Annotated in this window: 12 protein-coding genes; 11 read left to right on the top strand and 1 reads right to left on the bottom strand. The window is 52.0% G+C overall.

The genetic code is table 11. From position 1 onward, the window contains the following. The first annotated feature begins 255 nt into the window (after positions 1–255). From EC9_RS05815 to EC9_RS27275, 11 genes are all read left to right on the top strand, one after another. Entirely contained in the window at positions 256–2,577 is a 2,322-nt protein-coding gene (locus tag EC9_RS05815; protein ID WP_145343175.1) for a polysaccharide biosynthesis tyrosine autokinase, read from the top strand. Positions 2,578–3,052: 475 nt separating this feature from the next. Then, positions 3,053–5,281: an O-antigen ligase family protein gene (locus EC9_RS05810; protein ID WP_218934614.1), complete on the top strand. Its 2,229-nt coding sequence runs from the start codon at positions 3,053–3,055 to the stop codon at positions 5,279–5,281. Between the two features lie 487 nt (positions 5,282–5,768). After that, complete coding sequence (locus EC9_RS05805) at positions 5,769–7,118, top strand: lipopolysaccharide biosynthesis protein (protein ID WP_145343171.1); 1,350 nt, start codon at positions 5,769–5,771, stop codon at positions 7,116–7,118. Further along, the gene (locus EC9_RS05800; protein WP_145343169.1) at positions 7,109–8,347 is read left to right on the top strand and encodes an O-antigen ligase family protein; all 1,239 of its coding nucleotides are present in this window, start codon (positions 7,109–7,111) and stop codon (positions 8,345–8,347) included. Before EC9_RS05805 ends, EC9_RS05800 begins: the two co-directional genes overlap by 10 nt. Positions 8,348–8,665: 318 nt before the next feature. Further along, positions 8,666–9,946 carry a glycosyltransferase family 4 protein gene (locus tag EC9_RS05795; RefSeq protein WP_145343167.1) on the top strand — a complete coding sequence of 427 codons (1,281 nt, stop codon included), beginning with the start codon at positions 8,666–8,668 and terminating at the stop codon, positions 9,944–9,946. After that, positions 9,943–10,671: a class I SAM-dependent methyltransferase gene (locus EC9_RS05790; RefSeq protein WP_145343165.1), complete on the top strand. Its 729-nt coding sequence runs from the start codon at positions 9,943–9,945 to the stop codon at positions 10,669–10,671. Before EC9_RS05795 ends, EC9_RS05790 begins: the two co-directional genes overlap by 4 nt. A gap of 36 nt (positions 10,672–10,707) precedes the next feature. Beyond that, positions 10,708–11,886 carry a hypothetical protein gene (locus tag EC9_RS05785; RefSeq protein WP_145343163.1) on the top strand — a complete coding sequence of 393 codons (1,179 nt, stop codon included), beginning with the start codon at positions 10,708–10,710 and terminating at the stop codon, positions 11,884–11,886. A gap of 20 nt (positions 11,887–11,906) precedes the next feature. After that, positions 11,907–12,893, top strand: coding sequence for a branched-chain amino acid transaminase (locus EC9_RS05780; RefSeq protein ID WP_145343161.1), 987 nt, complete (start codon positions 11,907–11,909; stop codon positions 12,891–12,893). A 25-nt stretch (positions 12,894–12,918) separates the two neighbouring features. Continuing rightward, a complete protein-coding gene (locus tag EC9_RS05775) occupies positions 12,919–13,629 on the top strand; it encodes a sugar transferase (protein WP_145343159.1) in 711 nt (236 codons plus the stop codon). 84 nt (positions 13,630–13,713) lie between these two features. Continuing rightward, a complete protein-coding gene (locus tag EC9_RS05770; protein WP_218934613.1) occupies positions 13,714–14,946 on the top strand; it encodes a type III PLP-dependent enzyme domain-containing protein in 1,233 nt (410 codons plus the stop codon). 3 nt (positions 14,947–14,949) lie between these two features. Continuing rightward, positions 14,950–15,783 carry an aldolase/citrate lyase family protein gene (locus tag EC9_RS27275; protein WP_145343155.1) on the top strand — a complete coding sequence of 278 codons (834 nt, stop codon included), beginning with the start codon at positions 14,950–14,952 and terminating at the stop codon, positions 15,781–15,783. On the opposite strand, the gene EC9_RS05760 is transcribed toward EC9_RS27275, so the two are convergent. Beyond that, positions 15,767–18,196, bottom strand: coding sequence for a fibronectin type III domain-containing protein (locus EC9_RS05760; RefSeq protein WP_218934612.1), 2,430 nt, complete (start codon positions 18,194–18,196; stop codon positions 15,767–15,769). The genes EC9_RS27275 and EC9_RS05760 overlap by 17 nt on opposite strands. Positions 18,197–18,221: the final 25 nt, after the last annotated feature.

The following is an 18,221-nucleotide window of genomic DNA, read 5'->3' as shown; positions in this document are numbered from 1 at the left end:
CGTTGCAGCAATTGACATCGAGAGGCACACAACACACCTAGCCAAGCGACATATAGTACCATCGCGGGACGCAAGTAGAAACGGGGGGCAACAACAACATCCACTCGAACCAGCCCAATACCTTTGCTAGCACTACCCCGATGTCGATAATCGAGCTTTCTCTATCAAGGCGATTTCGGTAGAGTCCCCGCATTGACCATCCAATCGAGGCTCATGCCAGCCAATCCGTCCGTCTAAACACTGCCGAGAAGCAACGTGCAAAGAGAATCCGCCCCCCGGCTGTCGGAAACCGAACATGGAAGCGACGAGTTTCAGGCGGCCGACGCTATCCATGCGGCCCTGCGTTTCCTGCGGATGCTTCGTCGTAAGAAGCAATACATTGCGTTTTCACTGCTCGTTACATGTGCGTTAGGGGCATTTTACTACCTGACGGCAGACAAGGTTTATGAAGCGAAGGCCCAGCTGTTGGTGACGCAGACCAGCCCCGACATGCTGAACGCTGGCGTCTCATCGAATCTGAACAACGATGCGCTAGTTGCGACCCACGAACGGTTGATTGAGAGTTCGGTTGTTCTCGGCGGTGCGTTGGATCGAATCCGCAAGCTCGATAGCGAGTTGAAGGTCGACCTCGCTGGCGTGCCGGAGGAAAAGTGGAAAGATCTGCTGCGTGGCAAGCTCTCAGCAAGTGCGGCGCGACGGACCAGCATTATTGAGCTTTCTTATCGTTCCAAATCGACGCTTGCCGCGCGGGCTGTTCTCGAAGCCGTGGTGGAATCGTATCTCGAATTTATCGACACCAGTCACAAAGATGTCTCGGTCGAGATCGCCACGATATTGAAAGATGAGTTGCGGGAGAAAGAGCGCAACCTCAAAGCGAAACAAGAAGAATGGGTGACGGTGAGCCGCGACGCGGGAGACCTTGGGTTGCGAAGCGGCAGCACCGTCGTTCACCCGCTGGTCCAACGCGCGGTGAAGATGAACGACATTCTGGTCGCCGCGCGAGAAAAGCGATTGAAGCTTCAGGCATCGGAAGTGGCAGTGAAGCATGCCATTCAAACCGGCGGCGACCTGCGACAATATTTGGTCGAACTGGAACCGACGATTGGTCGCGAGCTGATGCTCAACGGGCTTGGCATGAGTCCACGCTTTGCCCAGGTTGCCGACGAGATGGAGCAGAAACTGCTCGCCGACCGAGCGCTTTTGCAATCCCAAGCAAAGCACTTAGGACCGGTTCATCCAACGATCCAAATGCTGCAACAGAAGATCGCGGATTCGGAGCGTTACCTGTTGGAATACCGAGCGAAAATCAATGCCGCCAACGGACCTCAACAGGAACAACAGCTAGGCGAAATGTTGCTTTCGATGATCAGCGAGGCGCTGACCGAGACGCAGGCAAATGAAGAACAACTGGAGCGGGAGTACGCGATCGCGGAAGCCGAGGCGGTTAAATTGAACGGCCGCATGACCTCATTGCAATTGGTCGAAAATGAGCTGCAACGGCTGCGCAATTGGCACGACACGTTGCTGAATCAAATCGCCAACATCGATCTGCAGACCGAAGGAGGAGACATCCGCGTTTCCGTGGTGGGTGAACCTGTCGCGTCTCCCGGCGCGGTCGCTCCCCGACTAAGAATAATCGGGGTATTAAGTATTTTTGCAGGCTGTGCAATCGGAATCGCGATTGCTTACGTGACGGACCTGCTCGAGGATCGCTTCCAGTCGCCCGACGAACTACAGGAACAGGTCGGCGTTTCGGTGATCGCAATGATCCAGAGTTTGAATGGATCGGGCGAAGCCGGAGGGCAGAACTTGCACATGTTCACGAATCCCAAGAGCGCCGAGAGCGAAGCATTTCGCACTTTGCGTACTTCGTTGTCGTTGCAAGGGAGCGATTTCTCAAAGCTGGCGGTTACAAGTTCCGAACCAGGCGATGGCAAGACAACAGTGATCGCCAACTTGGCAGTTACCTACGCGACAGCAGGAAAGCGAACGCTATTGATCGACTGCGATCTTCGCAAGCCCGGTTTGACCCGGTTATTCGATATGCGGGGCCTCGGCGGCGTTTCGCAACTGCTGACGCAAGCGGATGTTGTTGCACCGATTTGGAACCATGAAGTTAAAGGAACAGGGATTCCCAACCTGTCAATCATTCCCGCCGGTCCACGGCCGCAAGACCCGACCGAATTGTTCTCCAGCTCCCATTTTGGCGAACTGTTGGCCTGGGCCGAAGCCAACTACGACCAAGTGCTTGTCGATTGCCCGCCAGTGGTCGCCGCAAGCGATGCAGCGATCATCGGCCGCTTCGTCGATGGACTGATGATGGTTGTTCAACCTGCCAAGAACCATCGCAAGCTGGTGATTCGGTCGGTCGAGCAATTGGGGCAACTGGGAGTCCAGTTGACAGGTATCATCTTGAACCGTGTGGACGACAGTGTTTCGGGTGGCCAATTCGGATATGGCTACGGCTACGGTTATGGCTACGGCTATGGCTATGGCGACGAAGAGCAAGACGATACGGTCGACGCCCTGCCGATGCAGCAAGCTCCAACGCAACCGCCTCACCGGAAAGCCGCATAGCCCTCGGCAGGACGTCGCTTTTCCGTGTTGAACTATCAGGGTTTCGGCGGCTGTCCCAACGCAGCAAGATCTCATGGACGATTCTCCTTCCACAATCGAACGATACGCGGCTCGCGCGTTTGACTGGGCTCTTTACGGGGTGCTCTTTGTCGCCCCATTGTTCATGGGTGGACGAGGACCGTTTGGGAAGTTTGTCTTCGTCTGCTTCGTCAGCCTGATGGCGCTCGCCTGGATCGTGCAATCGTTGTCTCGCAAAACGGCTGTGCTGCGGCTCAGCGGTGCCGAGTCGATCATCGCGGCAGGAGCGTTATTGTTGGTGTTCCAACTGATTCCCTGGCCGGAGTCGGTGCTACTGACCCTCTCGCCGAACCTTCGCGAATTGCTGCCGATTTGGTTTTCATCCCCCAATCCCGACCATTTCCAAATCGGTACCTGGAACACGATTTCGTTGGCACCGCACGCCACTCGCCAAGCGTTGGCGGTCTACCTGGCCTATTCGCTGTTTTTCATGTTGTTGGTCCAGCGGATTCGGAGGCTTGAAGATGTTGAATGGCTGCTCCGTAGCCTGGCCTACGGCACGATTGGCTTGGCTGTCCTTGGACTCGCTCAATTTCTCACCAGCAACGGAAAGTTCCTCTGGTTCTACGAGCACCCATTCCGGACCACCGATGGAGTCGTCAAAGGGCCATTCCAAAATCAAAACCACTTCGCCCACATGATGGCGTTGGGGATTGGGCCGTTGCTGTGGATGCTATCCACCGCGTTTCGTGGGCAGACAAAACCAACAAAACTAAATCAGTCGAAGCGGCATCGCCGCAGCAACTTTTCTGGTAAGAAGCAGCGCCGCCCCGTTACGCTTGAAGTGCTTGTGATCACCTTCGGGATCGGGCTGGTCGCCTTAGCTGCGATGTTGACGTTTTCGCGTGGCGGTTTTTTAGCGTTTGCTGCGGCAACTCTCGTCGCTGTAGGACTGCATCACTGGCAGAACCTTGGGGAGGGTGCGACGCTCAAATTCGCCGGGGGGATTGGCGCGATGGTCATCGCGGCACTTTGCATTTACGGATATGAACCGCTCGCCCGGCGGTTGTCGACGTTGCACGAGTCGCAATCGCTTGCAGAGCTGTCGCATGGACGCCGCGCCCTGTGGGACGCAATGCTTTCCGCCACACAAAACTTCTGGCTGACGGGCACAGGCATCGGTTCCCATCCCGATGTCTATCCGGTTTACATGGCAGAATACTACAATGTCGAATTTACGCATGGCGAAAGCGGCTACCTGCCGTTGTTGATGGAAGGTGGTGTCTTTGCTTTCGTGTTGCTGTGTTGTGTAATCCTGCTACTGTTGTTTCGCATGCTGCCTTGTCTGCGGCGAGTAACATCCATCGATTCCCAACAGTCGCTTCGGTTGGCCGCTTTGGCATCGCCGCTATGTGCTGCGATCGTGGCAAGTCTTGTGCATTCGACTGGCGATTTTGTATGGTACATCTCGGCATGTATGTCGTGGACCCTTCTTGTCATGGCGGCCGCTGTTTGGTTGCCCAGCCTGCTCCAGGCTGGAAGCGTTTCTGGGGTTGCAAGGTCGACCGAAGGCAGTCTGGCGGCGTGGTTAACGTCCCTCGTCGCGATATTTCGATGGACGACGCAAGTCAGGATCAATTCTTCGGGACAAGCGATCACTTGTACGATCTGCCTTGCGATGCTCGGATTCTCGCTGACAACCTTGTTGCCACCAGCGCGTGCTGCAAAGGACTGGAATGAATTTCGTGTTGTGACCCGCGATGCAGATATCGAACAGAGCCAGCGGAGTGGTCGTGAAATCGAATTGCTAAAAAAGACCCTTGCCAGTGATCCCACGCATCGGCACGCAGGTATTTTGCTCTGTCAAGCAATGTGGCGCACGGAAAACAATCCGACGCTGCATGTTTTGCCGGCTGATCCAATCGAGTTAACTAACGCGACACAGTGTTCAGCACAATCACTGGCAATCAGCGCATTCGCGCACTATCCGTTGCAGGGGAACGCCTACGCATTTGCATTGCCAAAAAGTTCGCAGGTCGACCACTCTAAAGCTTCCAATTCGATGCTAGAACAAGCGTTGCGAGTACGGAAGCACGACGCGATTGTTCACATGTTGCGAGGCAAACAACTGATCACCTCAGGGCGATTGGAGGAAGGTTTTGAACATTGGCGATTTGCATTCAATCACGACCCAGTGGTCCAGGCGTCGCTAATCGAACAATTGCGACAGATATTCCCGGCGAGCTTCTTAATCGAAAAGCTACATCCGGAGGCGACCGGCCTATGGCAAATGTATTACGCCTACCGAGCCGCATCGGAAGAAAGAAATACCCAGCTTGTGGCGAGTGTCTTGATTGAAGAGTTGGCACTCAAAAACACACAAATCGATGATCGTGAAACTCAAGCTCGCAACTACTATTCGTTGCACTCTTTGTACCGCCAGATCGGTGAAACACATCAGTCGATTGAAGCACTGCAAAACGCGGTTAAGAATCAGCCTGACAACTATACCTATCGGCGGGCGTTGGCTTTTGCGTTATACAACCAGAAGTCATACGAGCAAGCTGCGGAGCATTTCAACTGGTGTCAGACGCGACGAACGGATGACCGGCAGGTCGCGAATGCATCGAAAGAATGTGTTCGCAGACAAGTCTCACGTGCACAAAACCTGGAAGCCTTTAGGTAGCTTAACATATGATCCGACATCAACAGATTAGCCACTATCTCAGTACGCGCACTCCCTAGTGATGCAAACGCAGATCTTGTCGTCTCAATTGCCGCGGTATAGCACGCGATTTAGACCAATCAACTTTACTTAAAATCGCTCGAATATAGGGTGTTAGCTCCTTTACCTTCTACTGCCGACGATACAGCACGTTTAGATTTCCCAAAACCGATGGACCAGCAGGAGCACCGTTCCTGCCAAGCCCTCAGTGTCACTTATAAACAGAGATTCCTATGTCGCCAACGAGGCGATTCTGCTAAAAAAACACTTCAGAATGAGTCATATAAATGTTCGCGTTTCGAAAAAACGCACCGTTTTAAATCCTACGCACCATTTATTTTCTTGGCAGTGGTGGGCCCAGTTCAGCGTTATTCGAACGTGACCGAAAAATTCTGATTGTGAAAAAACATAGATCTCTCAGAATCCCAAATTACCGTGGAGTTTGCTAATGACTGGCGAATTGGTGTTAGAAAACCAAGGCTTTGTCCTACGCAACAAACGCCTCGTTAAATATGCGAGCAGCTATATTGTATCGATTGCATCTCTATTTTGTCTAACAGCAATGTGGAAGCTTTCAGCAACAGCATTCAGCCCGAGTGATTTTGAGTTGTTTGCGTTGTGCCGCCGTGGATTAAGTACGCTGCTACCGTTTATCGAACTGGGAATTCCGTTAGCTGTAACGCAATACGTCGCACTGGATCATGTTCGCCAAGGAAACCGAAACGAAAAGTCCATTCTCGTTGCCGCTCTATTTTGGTGTAGTGCATTCGGTCTCGTCGCAATTGCGACCAGTTGGCTGCTAGCAGGCAGAATAGTCAAATTTGCGAATCTTCCGGTTGAGTTTGCGCAGTACCTGCCACTTGTGGCATCGTGGGCTGTAGGAACTGCATTCTTTGCATTGGCTTCCGGTTGGTGGCACGCGAAGCGACAATTCATCCGCGCGAGTATGGCACGGGTTCTGATGTTTGCGATTCCGCTACCAATCATCGCGTTGGGCAACACTTCAATGCATGTAAAGATGGGAGGGGTTGCTTTGGTCGTGAGCGGGGTATTTGGAGGAGTACTGCTCAATATCCTTCGGACCTGTGACCATGGTTTTGATCTAAATAACTTTCGAACACAATTGCGAAACACTGTCGCGTTTGGTGTGCCTCGAAGCGTTGGTCGCGCGTCTCTTCAACTAATGCTATGGCTACCTGTCATGTTTGCCGCAAAGCATGGTGGCAATCTTAATGTTTCGGCGGTAGCCTTCGGGATTTCCCTGATCGTGGCCGTCGGAGGAGTTGTAAGTCCGGTTGGAGCACTTATCCACTCGACATTGAGTGTGAAGATCGAGCAAAAACGATTCAATGAGGCAAAGAAAATCGTACTCGGTGCATTCTGCTTTTCCGCAACCATTTCCGTTCTTGCGACAATACTATTGTGGGACAACTTGCCGTATGTTGTTTCCATAATGCTCACTGAGCAGTATGTTGAAATAGTTCCATTGCTCAGGGTTCTGCTGATTGCGCAAGTGCCACTGACAATCTGTTCGGTGATGCAGTGCACTTTGGATGTGATCAACAACAGCCCCCTGAACCTCCGTGCAGGGATCGTGTCGCTGTGGGTTTGCGCATGTCTTGTTTGGGTTTCTCCTGACGCAGACGCTGTGCTCTACTCACTTGTAGGATCCTTAAGTCTCCGCGCCGTGCTCGTGCTCCGCGACATCTTATCGACATTCAGGTCGTGCGATCAAGTGTTGCGCGAACTAACTAAAGAAGCAAATTCCGATTGCGGCATGGCAACCCAATGCACCTAACCACTGCCGCTAGCTTCGCACTTGCCTTGAGCATCCTCGCTGGGCGATGGGGGCTTGATCGCATTCTCGACGTAGGTATTCCTGACGTGGAACCACGATCGATCAGCCCTTCGTTAATTTTTGAAGTCCGGCTTTGGAGTGTTCTCACGTTTGCGACACTTACATTTGTGGGCGCACCAAAACGCCCAGGGAGTCAAAGCACTCGCGGCGCAAGCATTTCTTTGCTTATTTCACTAATGGCGTTGCTATTCTGGCTCGTTATTAGTGGTTTTTGGACATTGGAAACCGGCATTGTCGGATACAAGCTATATGAAATCTCTCTGTGCGCAATAATGTTTGCCTGTACCTACCGCTGGGCTGTTTCGGACGCCAACCAAGAGTTCAGCGATGCGCTTTGGAACGCTATTGTAATCAGTTCGTTCTTGCTGGTTTCGATGTCATTGCCCCAGATTATTTCCAGCGCAAGTTCGCTAACGGGCGCACGCTTGGCTGTATTGGGTGGAGGCCCCAACATCTTCGGTCGATACGTTTGCATATGCATTATGGCATGCCTGTTCTTTAAACGCCGGCGGGTAGCGAGAATCATGTTGATCGGCATTCTCTTGGTGCCTTTGGTGCTCACTGGGTCTCGGGGCGCCTTGCTTGGTTTGTGCGTAGCCTGTCTAGTTTGTTCTCCAGCTTTGTTACGCGATTGGTTGAAAGATCGCTGGTTGCTTCCATCCATGATGGTGGGTTGCATCTTGTTGTGTTTGTTTTTTGCGTTTGTGACACCTGGAGTGTTGGAGTACGGGGTTCACAAGTTTGAAGATCGGTTTGTGGAGGCAACCTACCGGCAGGGCTATGCTTCGTCACGTTGGGAGCTGTTTTCCAGAGCGTTTGAATTGTGTCTGGAACGGCCCCTAATCGGACATGGGTTGGCGGGCTGGGGAAATGAAATGGGCCAACCGTACCCTCATAACCTTTTCTTGGAAGTCGGCGTTGAAGGAGGCTGTATCGGCCTTGTTTTGTTGTCAGGATTCATCATAAATCTCGGAATCGTTATTGGAAGCTGCATTCGTCGAGGCTCGATCGATTGGAGATTTCTCTCACTTGCTGCCATTATGTTTACATCCGCGCAATTTAGTGGCGATTTCTTCGATTCGAGGACGTTCTTTGCGGCTTCGTTGCTACTTTCGGTTCCAAGGCGTGAAGCTAGTTTGGCTCGACAAGACATGTTGCGAAAATATTAGTGAATAGGTAATCTTCCCTGCGACTAAAAGCTGGAAGATGATTTACCCGGTTGTTGGAGCTTGCACGGCGCCAGGACGACTTTCAAACGCCCGTCTTGCATTGCGTGCGAAAGTTGCAAGTAAATCACGAACCGCCCTGGAACTATAAACGCGGGTGAACAGCTACGGTTAGGGAAGCGCTTCATCAGCGTAAAATCGCGAACACAGTGCAAGCTGATCACGATCGGCACGACGTGCCATTGACTTAAGGCTGGCAGGGCGGAACCTCCGTCCCCACGAATTGGTAGTTGCGGGTTACACAGGCAAGGGAATCGGACAATGAAATTTTGGGTCATTCATGCACAGGAGAATCCGCCTGAGTCTAAGCAGGTGCTTGGGCGCCGCGAATGGCGTTCGAATACGCTTGCTGAATATCTCGCGGAACGTGGCCATGAAGTCACACGCTGGCGGTCAGCATTTAGTCATCAGTCGAAATTGATGTTGACCGAAGGGTCTGCGCTCGAACGTTTCGAAGGGTACGATCTCCAATATATTGATTGCCCCAAGTATGCAAAGCATGTTGGGGTTGCTCGCATACGCAACCACCGAAGCCTAGCTAGCAATTTCGCAACACTGGCAGGAAAACGCGCTGCACCTCCTGACCTGATTCATGTTTGCAATGTCCCTATTGAGCTTTGCGCATCTGCGGTCGCATTTGGGAAACGCAACAATGTCCCCGTGGTAGTCGATGTGCGAGACCTTTGGCCCGACATATATGTTGATTTCATACCAGAGCGTCTAAATTTCCTGAAGCCAATTGCGAAGACCTATTTGGATCGATGTTCACGCCGTGTTAAATACGCTTTCCAGCATGCAACTGCGATTACGGCGCTGACTGAATCCTACTTGGACTGGGGGCTCAACAAAGCGAGACGCAGACGCCAATCTCTGGATGAGGTATTTCCAATGTGCTATCCACGCCTGCCGAAAGATCTCGATGCCACCGGACTAGCGGACCTACGAAACAGGCTAGGTGTCGATGAATCAGCAGTCCTGGCGTGCTACATCGGAAACATTGGCTACCAATCCGACTTCGAAACCGTCATCGAATCAGCTCGAATGCTAGCGTCGAAACACCCCAACTTCAAGATCGTTCTCGCCGGCAGCGGACCTCGTGTATCACACCTGAAAGACCTTGCAAAAGGGCTTCCAAATGTAGTAATACCTGGGTGGCTTTCGTCAACAGAAGTTCATCGTTTAATGACGATTTCTTCCATCGGCCTGATCGCATACAAGTGCGTCCCAAATTTCATGCTGAATATCCCAAACAAGTTTTCCGAATACCTAGCCGGCGGGCTGGCGATTGCCAGCGCGATCGACGGTGAAATGGGGAAACTTGTGCGTCAGCATAACTGCGGGTTCGTTTACCGAGAAGGTGATTCACTTGACCTTGCAAGGCGACTTGGCGACTTGCTAAACAACAACCAGCAGGTCGACGCATTCTCAGCTGCCTCGACTAAGTTACACGAGACACAATTTGACGGCGCTCGGATTTTCCCCGACTTCTGCGCGCATCTCGAAAGCATCGCAAATCCCTTAGCACTCAAGGCTTCCGCATGAATCTTTCATATGCTATCGCCGCCCTGCGAAAGCGAGGCTTTAGATTTATCTACACTTACGCGAAGGAGTCCCTTGCATTTGACCTACGTCACGGGACCAGAACTAGCGCTCGTGTTCCAAAAGAGAGTCAATCGCTTACTGGCTCTACCCAGGATGCGGAAAACGGCCTGCTCTACGTTGCATCGTTTACTTCGGTCACACGAAACTCAGTCGCATTGGCGAAACGACTGTTAGGGGAAGAGCAGTTCCGCAGCTTCCAGTTCCTAGACATGGGGTGCGGGAAAGGCAAAGCACTTTTGGTGCACGCTTTGGGAAACGCAGATCATTCAATCCACCCTAGCATCGGAATTGAATACGACCCAGACCTGGCAAAAATCGCCAATGCGAATATCGCCAAAACATCACTTGACCCCGAAAAGGTAAAAGTTGTCGTTGACAGCGCCGTCGAGTTTGAAAACTTTGTTTCATCTGACAAGCTTTTGATCTACCTCTACAACTCATTTCAGGGCGAGACGCTTCGCGCTGTGCTTCGCAAACTGAAGAACTACCAGCACATGCTCGTCTATGTCGATCCAGCCGAAAAGGAAGTGCTTCACGAATTTGGGTACGTCATCCACCAGAACGTCCAGGGAAAATACAACGCAGACACCTGGCTTTTGGCTTCAATGAACATCGACAACATGAATCAGCAAGCCGCCCCAACGGAAGTCCGAGCCGTCGCGTAAACAGGGAAGGCCAGTTATTGAGCCTGACGAAACACAATGAACGAACGAGCCAACACTTATGATGATGCGGTGATCGGGTCCAGCCCAATGATGTTGCTGGTCGCGTTAGAACTGGCCAACAAAGGGCGCCGAGTTTGTCTAATTGACCGAAGCGAAAGCCTTGGCGGGGCCTGGGAGACGGTTTCGATCGCAGACGCTGTTGCTGTAGAAGGTGCGTGTCATTTAATAGAAGTATTTCCAGGTGTATATGAATATCTGGAGAAAGCTTCTGGTGCGTCGTTTGTCGAACTCGACGAGCAACCAATTCGCATCCACCGTTCTGGCATTCACGTGGGTTACCACAATCGTTTAATGTTAATGATGTCTGGTTTCCGTTTGCTTGCTGGATACACCCTATTCAGCGGGATACGATTCATACAGCCACTTCGATATCGTGACGCTCACCTCAACTACAAAAACAAACTCAAGAGCTTTATTGCCCATCAGACACCAGGTCTTTTCCGCAAGGCCCGAAAAATGAAGGGACCGGAACACGGCTTTGTCGACTTCATGAACCGCTTGGTCGGCCGATGCATGGACGCCGGAGTCGCGCTGCGCAAGCTCGATGTAGAGTCCGTAACTCGATCACAGCCTGGCTGGACATTAGCTGGGAGGCACCCAGCTGACAACCTCGTTGCTGATAGGGTCCATTGCACGACCTCAACGAACTTAACAAGAATATCGGAACGCGAATATTCCGCAACTCCGCGTGAATCGATTAACCGTGCCGCCGTATTGACTCGAGTGCTGCGCACCAACGTAAACCAAAGCCAAACGTACGTGTCGTTTTGGAAAGACCAACATATTACGCGAATTGCACGCATCGATTCGGCAAGTGATAGCAAGCACTTGCAATTCCTTGTCGAGCTTCGGACACCGAGCGTTCTCCAACTGCAAAACTTTGAATCGATCATTCGCAAAAAAGTTTGCAAAGCAAAAATTGCTCGCGACCCAAATCTGATTGAAGTTATCGGTTCTGTGAACTGCGTAGCTACAAGGAATACGGACCAGCTTCCTGCCGGCGAGATCAGCCCAGGGTTCCACGGATATTATTCCATGGGAAATCTGGCCGCAGGTATCGCATCCTGGCTTAAGCACCGTGAAACGCATGCAACGTATCAGGAATCTGCCGCCCCAGATGATTGCGTTGAACATCATCGGTCAGCCGCGGCTTAGTGGGAAACGAGTACGTATTCATGAATAATGCCCTAACGAATGCAGTAGTAACGACACGCTCCGAAGCATTAGGAGCCGATGGCTCTGCAGCCACCGACCCCACAGACCGACTGATCTATTTCAAAGGTGCTTTCGTTCCCGCTTGCGAGGCGAAGGTGTCAGTCCTGTCGCCCACGTCGCAATTTGGGCTGAACGTCTTTGAGGGGATCCGCGGTTACTGGAGTGCCGACGCACTGCAATTGCTCCTGTTTCGCCTGCCCGAGCATATTGAGCGATTGTTTCAGTCATGCAAAATCCTCGGCCTGAAGTGCCCTCTAGGCGCGGAGGAGCTTGAAGAGAAGATTTGCAAAACGATTACGCTCAATCGTTACCAGGAGGATGTTGCGATCCGTGCAACGGTTTTCGTCGACGAAGAAGGCAGCTGGTCGTCCAGCGAACCAGTGCAGGTGTTCATCGCGCCGATGCCACGACCGCGAACCAACATTGCCGCGATCGAAGGTAAGTCCGCGTGCATCTCAACATGGAAACGCATCGACGACCGAACACTTCCTCCGCGTGTCAAGTGTGGCGCAAACTACATCAACGGGCGTTATGCGTTCCTAGAGGCAAAAAGAAATGGCTTCGAAATTCCGTTCCTCCTTGACGCGAGTGGAAAGGTCAGCGAATCACCAGGCGCCTGCATCTTCCTGGTTCGGAATGGTGAACTCGTGACACCGTCCATATCCAATTCGATACTCGAGAGCATCACTCGCGATACCATACTACGCCTTGCACTAGACCTCGGCATTCAAGTACGTGAACGGGACGTGGATCGATCGGAGTTTTATATTGCCGACGAGGCTTTTGTTTGCGGAACTGCTGCTGAAATCGGCCCTATTACTTCCGTTGATCGATTACCGATAGGGCGCGGAAAGGTTGGGCCAATAACAACAAGCCTGTACGAGGCATACCTTAACGTCGTCAGTAATGCAAATGCGCCATATCCCGAATGGCGAACACCAGTATAAACCTATGTTGCTTTTAGATTAATCCATGTTAAAACGCATTTTCGATATCGTATTTGCTTCCGCTATCCTAACGGCTTGCGCACCACTCTTTGCTTTGATCGCTATCCTCACCAAACTGGATTCGAATGGGCCTGTGTTTTTCGTGCAAGACCGGCTTGGCTTGAATGGTGAAGTTTTTTCAATGTTTAAGTTTCGCACGATGGTCAAAGACGCCGAGCAAACGGGGACTGGTTTATTCAGCTATAGCGATGATAGTCGCATTACGAGAGTCGGGCGGGTTTTGCGAATGACCAGCCTTGACGAATTGCCTCAGTTCATCAACGTTGTCATGGGCACAATGTCAGTCGTTGGCCCTCGCCCTCCGGTTACCTATGAGCTAGGCGACTATCAAAACTTCAGCGACTGGCAGAAGATGCGTTTCACTGTCAAGCCCGGACTTACTGGCCTGGCTCAAGTGTCGGGGAGAAACGCCTTGACGTGGGAACAAAAAATACAATTTGACAATGAGTACGTCAGGGAGTTCGATCGTTCGGGGATGCGATACGATGCCGTTTTGATATTGCGAACAATTTGGGTTGTCGCGACACTTCAAAGCGTTGTCGAGACGCGACGCGCGGAAGATGAGGCCTCCCTGACATTGGCAAGCGAGGATTGCATTAGTGCGCCAGCAGAGCCTGCAGATATCTCTACCGCCAATGGCGATCTCGAAGGTCAAGCATCGCGACGCGCTGCCTGAAGTTCGCGACAGGGACTTTTGTCTGTTTATCGCTAAATGAAATCGTGTTATTCACGAACTCCCCAACGAGCAAGGATTGCCCGCATGATTGACTGGTCTGCTGCAGATGTGATCACGAAAGACCATGGTTCATCGTTTTTCGTTTTTGATGAATCCAAATTTCGTTCAAATTTTGCAGCGCTGTCCCGAGCATTCAACGATCACTTCCCACACACGACGATCGCGTACTCCTACAAGACAAACTACACCCCCTACGTGTGTCGCATCGTTAACGAACTGGGTGGATACGCAGAAATCGTGTCTGAAATGGAATGGGATTGGGCGAAACGGATCGGTGTCGATGGCTCGCGCGTTATCTTCAACGGCCCCTATAAATCTGAGGCATCTTTAGCCGCATCGTTGCGTGACGGCGCGACGATCAACCTAGATTCACTTACTGACCTAAAGAACGTTCTTGCCATAGCGGCCGAGAGCCCAGGACAAAGCTTCGGGATCGGAATTCGCTGCAACTTCCAACTCTCGGAAAGCTCTAAATCGAGATTCGGAGTTGATGTCGAAAGCGAGGATTTCGGGCAATGCCTGGACGCAATACGCGCCGCGCCGAACCTCCACCTTTCCGGACTTCACTGCCATTTCCCGGATCGAAACCTGGATAGCTTTGGAGTCAGGGCAAAGAAAATGCTGCGACTGGCAGCTCACGTTTTCCCTGACAACCCGCCGGGCTTCCTGAATATCGGGGGAGGGTACTTCAGCGGCATGCCAAACGAAATGCGCGCTGGCTTCGAGTCACCGCCCGCGACTTTCTCAGAATACGGTAGGCTCGTAGGGAAATTGTTCAACGAAGCATACGGAAGCCTCGCAAGCCCACCGAGGTTGATCATTGAACCAGGGACCGCGCTAGTCGCCGATACGTTTCGGTTCTTCACCAGGGTAATAAGCACCAAAAGCATCCGGGGGCGAAACATTGCGACGGTCGCCGGTAGCATCTTCGACATCAGCCCGACAGCGCGCGCTAAGAATTTGCCAATTGACGTAATTCGACAAAACAACTCCACCGTTGGGATGCCAGGGTGCGACATTGCCGGATATACGTGCATCGAGAGCGACATCATGCACCACCAGTTGGACTCGGCAATTGAAGTGGGTGATTTTATTGCATTTGGGAACGTAGGTTCATATTCAATTGTCATGAAACCACCGTTCATTCTTCCTGCAAATCCAATCTTAGTCGAAAGAAAAAACGAGGACGGCCGCGTTTTCCAGGTGATAAAAAAGCGTGAGTCTGTTGAATATATCGCTCAGAACTTTGAAGTATAAAACATGGATCTAATATACATTACTAACGACCAAGACCAAGCCAGCGTCTTACAGTCGGCTGGAGTCAACAGAGTAATGGTAGACTTGGAGATCAACGGAAAGGTTAAACGCCAGGGCCATTTGGACACGGTAATTTCGCGACACGCGATTGACGACGTGGGCAAACTACGTTCGGTTCTTTCTACGTCAGAGTTGATGGTCCGCGTTAACCCAATACATGCCGACTCCCGAACCGAAATCGATCGTTGCGTGGACCTTGGTGCCGACAGAATCATGTTGCCTATGTTTACGACTGCTAGCGAAGTAGCGCAGTTCTTGAAACTTGTGGGAGGTCGAACGAAGACCTGCTTGCTCCTAGAAACCCCTGCGTCGGTCGTGCGACTCGAATCAATCCTCGAAGTGCCTGGTGTTGAGGAAATCCACATCGGGCTGAATGATTTACACCTGGGATTTGGGCTGTCGTTCATGTTCGAGCTTGTCTCCGGAGGAGTCATTGACCTTTGCAGTCGAGCGATCAACGCCAGATCAATTAAGTTTGGCTTCGGTGGAATCGCCAGACTTGGGACGGGGGTACTCCCTTCGGACTTGATTTTGTCAGAACATTCAAGGATCGGATCGTCACAGGTTATTCTTTCTCGGGATTTCCAAAACATATTCGTTGACGCAAAGACTCCACAAGACGCAGAACGCGCCTTACGGAGAGAGATCAACAAGATACGGAACCATCTTGCCCAACTAAAGGACGACTACAATTCGCATCGCGATAACCGAGAAATCCTATCGCGAATTGTCCATGAATACGTTCGACAAAGGGCCGATATCAAGCAAGCGGCATAACGATCAACTGCCATTCACTTTGAGCAGACTGGTTTCCATTAATCGCTTTGATGTAGAACCATTCCCGCTCACCAGGAATTAAATTCGTTGGCGTATAGGATGTTGCGTTGGCCGCAAGCGTCACAATTTCGGTATTGGTTTTGTTGTTCCAACGATAGATTTGGTAGCTCGTTTCGTGTTCCGAATCATCCCACGTCAACGTGGCACTCGTCGGCGAATTCGCAGAGATGCTAACGTTTTGAGGGACCGTTGGTGTCGCTAGCGGCATAACCATCAACTGCCATTCACTTTGAGCAGACTGGTTTCCATTGATCGCTTTGACGTAGAACCATTCCCGTTCACCAGGAATTAGATTTGTTGGTGTATAGGATGTTTCATTGGCTGCAAGCGTTATGATTTCTGTATTGGTTTTATTGTTCCAACGATAGATTTGGTAGCTCGTTTCGTGCTCCGAGTCGCTCCACGTCAGCGTGGCACTCGTTGCCGAATTCGCGGAGATGCTAACGTTCTGAGGGATTGTTGGTGTCGCTAGCGGCATAACCATCAACTGCCATTCACTTTGAGCAGACTGGTTTCCATTGATCGCTTTGACGTAGAACCATTCCCGTTCACCAGGAATTAGATTTGTTGGTGTATAGGATGTTTCATTGGCTGCAAGCGTTATGATTTCTGTATTGGTTTTGTTGTTCCAACGATAGATTTGGTAGCTCGTTTCGTGTTCCGAATCATCCCACGTCAGCGTGGCACTCGTCGCCGAATTCGCAGAGATGCTAACGTTTTGAGGGATTGTTGGTGTCGCTAGCGGCATAACCATCAACTGCCATTCACTTTGAGCAGACTGGTTTCCATTGATCGCTTTGACGTAGAACCATTCCCGTTCACCAGGAATTAGATTTGTTGGTGTATAGGATGTTTCATTGGCTGCAAGCGTTATGATTTCTGTATTGGTTTTGTTGTTCCAACGATAGATTTGGTAGCTCGTTTCGTGTTCCGAATCATCCCACGTCAGCGTGGCACTCGTCGCCGAATTCGCAGAGATGCTAACGTTTTGAGGGATTGTTGGTGTCACTAGCGGCATTACCATCAACTGCCATTCACTCTGAGCAGACTGGCTTCCGTTGACCGCTTTGACGTAGAACCATTCCCGCTCTCCAGGAATTAGATTTGTCGGTGTATAGGATGTTTCGTTGGCCGCAAGTGTTATGATTTCCGTATTGGTTTTATTGTTCCAACGATAGATTTGGTAGCTCGTCTCGTGCTCCGAGTCATCCCACGTCAGCGTGGCACTCGTCGCCGAATTCGCGAAAATGCTAACGTTTTGAGGAACTGTTGGCTGAAAGGAACCCCATACAGCTTGCGCCGTATCGAGTTCGATCTTGATACTGTGTGCACCTACTGCATTTCCAGTCATTTCAACTCGGCCTTCATGGCTGCCGCCGGTGAATGTAACGTCGTAGGTGCCTGGTGGGAGTTCGAGGGCGTAGGTGCCGTCGGTGTGGGTTGTGGTTGTGTATTGGGTGCTTGTGGTGGTGTTGGTTGCCGTGACGGTGAGGCCCGCTTCGCCTTCTCCGGCGTCGGGTTGGTCGTTGTCGATGACGCTGTCGTCGAAGACGGTGCCGCTGAGGAAACGGGTGCCGACGTCCCAGCCGATGTCATCGAGCGCTGTCCAGTCGAGTGGACTCATCGGTTTGCGGGTGCCGGTGGTTAAGTTCGGGTCGAGTGCGGCTTCGGCTCCTGCGTAGGAGACGTCGTGCTCGAAGTGGCCACCGTCAACCGGGATCGGGCTGCCGTAGAGAGCGACCGACTTGGGGCCGGTGAAGTAGTCGCCGGGTTCGTTGTCGACCAGGGCCTGGTCGGCCGGGGAGAGTTCGTTCAGCGGAGTCGCGTAACTGGTCCAGGTGTTCCCCGGTTGGTTGCTGATTCCAAAGATGTGTCCCAGTTCATGTAACGCCACGCTGTAGAGGTCAGGGGTCCCTGAGGTCGGTAATCCGGCGTCAAAGTGCCATGTTGGCGTGGTGTCAAACGCGATGCTGCCGCCCCACGTGCTCTGCTCATTTGCGCCGGATTGCCCACGCCACAAGACGGTGTCGACCCAATTAGGGTCGGTGTACTGGACGCCATACCCGGTGGAGGCCTTGCCAAGCGTTGTGCCAGTCAGATTGCGAGAGCCGACAAAGACGCGGACCTCGTTTTCGGCAAGCTGCAGATTCGGGAGATTAACGGTGCTGCCGGTCTCCGGGTCTTGGAACGATGCGGTCCACGAGTTGCCGGCCGTAGGAGCCGGGATCGCGCTCAACGTATCGAGCAGACGCGTTTCGTAATCGGTCGCCGCCCGTTCAAGTGCAGCTTTGGCCTGCGTGTCAAAGAATCCAGAATCGTCGTAGCTGTAGTCGAAGACAATATCGACGGCCAAAAGGTCTCGACGTTCGAGCCGCTCC

The organism is Rosistilla ulvae (genome assembly GCF_007741475.1).
GTDB lineage: Bacteria > Planctomycetota > Planctomycetia > Pirellulales > Pirellulaceae > Rosistilla > Rosistilla ulvae.
Note: the sequence above shows the minus strand (reverse complement) of the source record. Positions and strands in the feature narration are given on the sequence as shown.

Excerpts from the sequence above, each read along its gene's own strand:
- EC9_RS05805 (WP_145343171.1), top strand. The coding sequence starts at position 5,769 with ATGACTGGCGAATTGGTGTTAGAAAACCAAGGCTTTGTCCTACGCAAC.
- EC9_RS05800 (WP_145343169.1), top strand. The coding sequence starts at position 7,109 with ATGCACCTAACCACTGCCGCTAGCTTCGCACTTGCCTTGAGCATCCTC.
- EC9_RS05795 (WP_145343167.1), top strand. The coding sequence starts at position 8,666 with ATGAAATTTTGGGTCATTCATGCACAGGAGAATCCGCCTGAGTCTAAG.
- EC9_RS05790 (WP_145343165.1), top strand. The coding sequence starts at position 9,943 with ATGAATCTTTCATATGCTATCGCCGCCCTGCGAAAGCGAGGCTTTAGA.
- EC9_RS05785 (WP_145343163.1), top strand. The coding sequence starts at position 10,708 with ATGAACGAACGAGCCAACACTTATGATGATGCGGTGATCGGGTCCAGC.
- EC9_RS05780 (WP_145343161.1), top strand. The coding sequence starts at position 11,907 with ATGAATAATGCCCTAACGAATGCAGTAGTAACGACACGCTCCGAAGCA.
- EC9_RS05775 (WP_145343159.1), top strand. The coding sequence starts at position 12,919 with ATGTTAAAACGCATTTTCGATATCGTATTTGCTTCCGCTATCCTAACG.
- EC9_RS05770 (WP_218934613.1), top strand. The coding sequence starts at position 13,714 with ATGATTGACTGGTCTGCTGCAGATGTGATCACGAAAGACCATGGTTCA.
- EC9_RS27275 (WP_145343155.1), top strand. The coding sequence starts at position 14,950 with ATGGATCTAATATACATTACTAACGACCAAGACCAAGCCAGCGTCTTA.